Raw genomic sequence first — 4623 nt, 5'->3', positions numbered from 1 at the left:
AGCCCTCCTCTACGCCGGAAAACCCAACTGGAATCTACTCGCCACCATCACACCCCGCTGAAATCCGATGAGCCACGAATAGAGACCTCTGAACGGTTCGCTCATCACGACATCGGCTCTCGAGTTCGGTCAGCCTTTCAAGCCATCGCCTCCGGCACCGCCGAATCTACTCCGCCCGCAGGTCCCCGCCGTTGCGCATAACGGAGGTAGAGGCTCGGCACGACGAACAAATTCAGCAGCGTGGCGGAAACGAGGCCACCGAGGATTACGACGGCCAGCGGGTACTCGATCTCCTGGCCCGGAATCTCGCCGCGCACGACCAATGGGACGAGCGCCAGACCGGTAGTGAGCACCGTCATGAGAATCGGAACGAGGCGTTCCGACGCGCCCTGAAGAACGAGCGCAGGTCCGAACGAGACCCCTTCCTCACGCTCGAGATGCTGGTAGTGACTGATCAACATGATTCCGTTGCGTGCAACGATGCCCAGCACGGTGAAGAATCCGACGAGTGACCCCAGCGAGATCACACCACCCGCCATGTACGCCGCCATCACACCCCCCACGAGCGCGACCGGCAGAGTTAGGAACGACAGCAACGCGAGTCGCCCGGAACCGAATGAAGCATGCAGCAACAAGAACACGCCGAGCGCGGCCATCACCGCGATCGTCATCATTCGTTGGGAGGCATCCTGGCGTTCGCTGAACTCGCCCAACAATTCGGCGTGATACTCGGCCGGCCACTGGAAGGTGCCCAGCCTATCCTCCAGGTCAGCGACTACCGCTCCGAGGTCACGGGTTCCATCGAGATTGGCCCCAACGTCGATGCTTCGCGACAAATCCTGGTGGTGGATCTTGTTTGGGACCGCCGCGATGCTGACATCGGCAACCTCATTCAACAGCACGTACTCACCGCTGGGCGTATCGAGCAGTAGGTTCTTGACGTCGGTGAGACTGCGACGGGTTTCAGGAGTGCTCCACACCTGCACGTCGTAGGCCTTGCCCTCCCAGAAGATGTCGCCGGCTTCTTCACCCGAGATGAGCCGTGCGGCGGCTCTCCGCACATCTCCGGGTTTGATTCCGTACCGCTGGGCAGCCTCCAGATCGACTTCGACTCGAACCTGCGGGATATCCTCCTGAAAAGACACGTGATTCTCTTTGACGCCCGGGACGGCGCCAAGGATCTCGTTGACTTCGGCTGCGGTATCTCGCAAGACCTGCAGATCAGGTCCGAATACACGGATCGTGATGGGTTCACTCGACCCGGTCAGTACCTCCCTGATCCGCTCCTTCAGATAGGTCTGGACGTCCCGATACAGCCCGGGATACCCATCGACCACCTCCTGGATCTTTGCGACGGTCTCGTCGTAATCCACGGCCGGATCGACACTGACCCAGTTCTCACCGAAGTCGATGCCCACCACTTCATCCATGAGGAGTGCTTGCCCAATGTGGGAACCGGCATTGCGCACGCCCGGGATGGTGAGCAACTCCCGATTCACCTCCTCGGTGATCCGCACCATTTCGATCTGACCGGTCCCCGGCTTGGTCAGCCAGTGCATCAGGAAGTCCCGCTCTTTGAAGTCGGGAAGCTGCGACTGACCGAGCAGGGGAACAATCACCACACCGACGAGGGCCGCCGCCGCAACGGTCGCATAAGCGCCGCGAGGTTTGCTGATGATGCCCTCGAGCACCCGGGTGTACCAGCGCTTCAGGGGCGGCACCAACGGTGAGCCACGATGCATCAACGATTTCGGGTTTCTGAACAGAACGAGGCTGAGGGCCGGCGTGACGGTGAGTGCAACTGCCATCGACGCGAGCAACGCCAGCGCATACGATGTGACGAGGGGCCGGAAGAATGCCCCAGACAACCCGCTCAAGGCGAAGATCGGTGCGATCGCGACGACCTCGATCAAGGTGGCGTAGACGATGGCGCTGCGCACCTCAAGGGAAGCGTCCAGAATGACCCTGGCCGTCGAACGGCTCCCGCCCTCGGCTCGGTGCTGTCGAAGGCGGCGGACGACGTTCTCGATATCGATGATCGCATCGTCGACGATGTCGCCCAGGGCGATCACCATCCCGGCCAGAATCATTGTGTTGATCGTTGCCCCGCGTAGGTCCAGCACGAGGCCCGCCGCCACGAGTGAGAGCGGAATCGCCAGGACGCTGATCAGCGCCGTCCTCCATTCATACAGGAAGGCCCCGAGAATCAGGATCATGAGAATGGCACCGAGGAACATCGCGATCGCCAGGTTGTTGATCGACTCCTCGATGAAGGTCGCCGGGCGGAAGATCTCCGCATCGACAGAAATGCCGGGCAGACCCGGCTGCAACTGCTCCAAGGCCTCTTCCACTCCCCTCGTCACTTCGAGGGTGTTGGCCCAGGGAAGCTTCTCCACGATCAACATGAGGCCCGGCCCGTCGTTGATCACGGCATCACCATTGAGTAGTTGATGGTCCCTCACCAACTCTGCAACGTCACCCAGCAGCAGCGTTTCACCGGTGGTGGTCCGCACCGGCAGGGATGCCAAGTCTGCTGCGGTGACGATGGGTGGAATGTGCATGACGTTCAGGCGCTCGCCGTTCGACTCGACCCAGCCACCCTTGCCGATGATGTGGCCTTCAGAGTGCAAGTAGAGCCCCGCCGCCAATGCGTCCGAGGTACTGGTTGCCACCGCGTTGAGGGTGACCGCGTTGTCGCGTAGCCGGTCAGGATCGACCTGCACCTGTAGCATCTCCAGCCGTTCTCCCCATATAGGGACGTTGGCAACGCCCGGCACCTGCAAGAGACGTGTCCTGATCGTCCAATAGGCAACCATCGACATGTCGATGAGGTCGAGTTCAGGATCCTCGCTGGTCAAACCGATCTTCATTACCCGGCTAGTCGAGGAGAGCGGCTGGATCATCACCGGCGGACTCGCCCAAGTGGGAAGCGTCGGCCCGACCACAGAGATACGCTCGTTGACCAGCTGGCGCGCGTCGAGAAGATCTGTCCCCCGCTCAAAGATCATCAGTATCGACGAAAGCTGCTCGACCGAGTTCGAACGGATCTCAACGAGCCCGGGAATTCCGGCCAGTGATTGCTCTAGTGGGATTGTGACCAGGGCCTCGACCTCCGAGGCCGATAGGCCGAGCGACGGTGTCTGGACCTCGACGCGTGGTGGAGCGAATTCCGGGAAGACATCGATCTGCGTGTCCTGAAGCTGCTGGACCCCGAAGAACATGAGCCCGGATGCGATCGCCATGACGATAAACCGGTATCTGAGACTCGAACCGACGATCCAACGAAACATGCCTACCGCCTATTTCCCGATTCCGAACTCGGCGCCGTACAACTCCGGAACACCACGGATCACAACCGATGTCCCTGCAATAGGGCCGGAGACGTAGAAAGCTTGGAAGTCGTCTTCCACGACTTCAGTGATCTCGTGCCGCACGTACTGCAGGGGGGCCGGATTGGTGTACACCCAGTGCAACCCATCCGGAGTGATGATCAGCGCCGCGCTGGGCACATGAAGTGTCCCGTCGGGCGTCGCCTGGACGGTCGCCGTCTGAATATCGAGGCGCTCTGCGGCCGATTCCGTCAGCGTGAGACGCTGCAAGCCGGTCGCTGCAACCGGTTCCAAAGCAACCGGCGATTCGCCGTCCGGTTCAACCTCTTGTGCCGAGAGCGAACCGAGCACGAACACCATCGCCACGGTGGCCAATCCGACGAGCGCGATGCCAAATCTTCCGTCCACGATCAGTCACCGCCTATCACTAGGTGGGGCGTTGCGGGTTCGAAGAGGTCGTGCGCCGTCGTGTCGGGATTCGCGATGTATCCCCAGTGCAGGTAAAACGATGGGACCACAACTCCCAGCAAGAGCGCGGTCGTGATCAATCCACCGACTACGACGATCGCCATCGGTCCGACGATCTCGAGTCCGGCCATCGAACTGGCCGCGGCCGCCGGAATGAACAAGGCGGCGAGCCCAACGAGCGGAACCAGCGCCGGCATCAACAACTCGGTCGTGCCGTCCACCACCAATTGGCCACCAAAGGGCTCGCCGCGCTGCTCCCGCTCCTCGTAGTTGCGAATCAGCAGCACAGTCCCATGGGTGGCCAGTCCGACAATCGCAACCAGGCCGGCAACCGAGCCGAGCGACACCTCAGCACCGCTCGCCGCAACGGCAAGCACACCGCCGGACAGAGCCAGGGGCAACGCCGCGAACACCAGGAGCGCGAGTCGCCAGCTGCTGAACGCAGCCTGGAGGAAGACGAAGATGCCGATGAGGGCGGCGACCACGACCGCAATAACGCGGGATTGCGCGTCGCGCTCAACCGCATAACCGCCGAGCACTGCCGCGTGGTACTCGAGGGGTTCACCTGCGTCTGACTTCGTGATAGAGATGCGCCGATTCCTAACCCAACGATGGGAGGCTGTGGGCCTGACCCTGAGGAGGGTGTGAGTATGAGCAACCAATCGGTTCCGGGTCGTCGTAAGCGGCGGCTGTTGTCTCCGGAGGAGAAGTGGGAGGCGTTCTTGGAGGTGACGTCTCGGGAGTTGACCCATGTCGCCCGCCAGCGGGATGGGACCACCTTGAGATGAGTTTCGCCAGGGGGATGGGACCACCTGCTCGCCAGTGA

Annotated in this window: 4 protein-coding genes; 1 reads left to right on the top strand and 3 read right to left on the bottom strand. The window is 61.6% G+C overall.

The features are described 5' to 3' along the window. Positions 1-137: 137 nt before the first annotated feature. Genes P1T08_18310 through P1T08_18300 form a run of 3 tightly spaced genes read right to left on the bottom strand, consistent with a single transcriptional unit; the run spans position 138 to position 4336 of the window. Positions 138-3290 (bottom strand): efflux RND transporter permease subunit, encoded by a 3153-nt coding sequence (locus P1T08_18310; GenBank protein ID MDF1598029.1) that lies wholly within the window; start codon positions 3288-3290, stop codon positions 138-140. Between the two features lie 9 nt (positions 3291-3299). Continuing rightward, complete coding sequence (locus P1T08_18305; GenBank protein ID MDF1598028.1) at positions 3300-3737, bottom strand: hypothetical protein; 438 nt, start codon at positions 3735-3737, stop codon at positions 3300-3302. 2 nt (positions 3738-3739) lie between these two features. Then, positions 3740-4336, bottom strand: a complete 597-nt coding sequence (locus P1T08_18300) for an efflux RND transporter permease subunit (protein MDF1598027.1) — start codon at positions 4334-4336, stop codon at positions 3740-3742. 111 nt (positions 4337-4447) lie between these two features. Between P1T08_18300 and P1T08_18295 the strand changes: the two genes are divergently transcribed. Then, on the top strand, positions 4448-4585 hold the full coding sequence (locus tag P1T08_18295; GenBank protein ID MDF1598026.1) for a hypothetical protein: 138 nt from the start codon (positions 4448-4450) through the stop codon (positions 4583-4585). Positions 4586-4623 lie beyond the last annotated feature (38 nt).

The organism is Acidimicrobiia bacterium, from assembly GCA_029210695.1.
Taxonomy (GTDB): domain Bacteria; phylum Actinomycetota; class Acidimicrobiia; order Spongiisociales; family JAHEDJ01; genus JAHEDJ01.
This window is presented reverse-complemented; position numbering and strand designations above follow the sequence as displayed.